At 51.1% G+C, this 912-nt stretch carries 1 protein-coding gene; it reads left to right on the top strand.

The window, feature by feature from the left end:
* Positions 1-687: 687 nt before the first annotated feature.
* Positions 688-912, top strand: a 225-nt coding sequence (locus HMPREF3160_RS10090; RefSeq protein WP_218078973.1) for a hypothetical protein, incomplete at its 3' end; no start/stop codon positions are given.

Below are 912 nucleotides of genomic sequence, written 5' to 3'. Positions count from 1 at the left end.
CACCACCAGAAAACACCCCAAAAACCCGAATCTGGTGAATGTTGAATTCAAATTAACCAAACTCCAAGCGCAGTAACAGGAGTGCGATAGCTACCCCTTAGTAACCAAGGAATTATGTGTTGCGGGAGCGGATGTGTTCGCGGAGCTTTCGAACGCGATTTTCAGTCCGGCGATAGCCGTGTCCCATGCATCTCGACGTCACTTCACTACCCTTTTAGGCACTAAGGGATAAGGCAATGGAACGCCAGTGCGAGTCATGCCTGGCTTCAGGCTGAAGTGTCCTGGGTTTAGTGGGCACCTCAACGAAGGCTGGATTGACGTCATGCCCGGGAAGTGTTCTATCGAGTTTATGGGAAAGGCTGCCCTTTAGGTCGTTGCTGGCTTGGTGCCATGAAAGCTCTTCGACGCGTGATCGTTCCGAGGCATCCGGTGGCGGGACAGTGGAAGAAAGACTCAAGCAATTACCGTTGGAGACTCGAAGGCTCAGGCCTGCTAACGGGTCCCCTAAGACTGCTTCGGCTTTTTCGCAGCGGAACCCGATCGTCCCACGACCAAATGATCTCCTATAAGGACATCTACAAGGAGGAATTTAGGTCGAGGCCATCTGCAACCCCAGAATGTCCGTATCAGATGTTCGTGCAACTACAGTTTTATCCACGCTAGGTTGGGAACGGTATGAACCATTGGATGAATGAGACGAAACTGGAGATCGAAACTTTTGTCCTCAGAGGGACAGGGCTTACGTTTCCAGAGCTTTTTTCTAAGCAACATGACGAGCACCTGGTATCTATTTCCGCTAATCCAGGCGAGGCAGCTCGTTGGTGGCATTGGCAAAATGATAAGTGTTTGCCTGGTGAAGGCTGGGTCTCTTTCATCCTTAATGGGGTTCAGATCATGCCGATGGATGCGTGG

It is taken from the genome of Arthrobacter sp. HMSC06H05, assembly GCF_001807395.1.
Classification (GTDB): domain Bacteria; phylum Actinomycetota; class Actinomycetes; order Actinomycetales; family Micrococcaceae; genus Pseudoglutamicibacter; species Pseudoglutamicibacter albus.
Note: the sequence above shows the minus strand (reverse complement) of the source record. Positions and strands in the feature narration are given on the sequence as shown.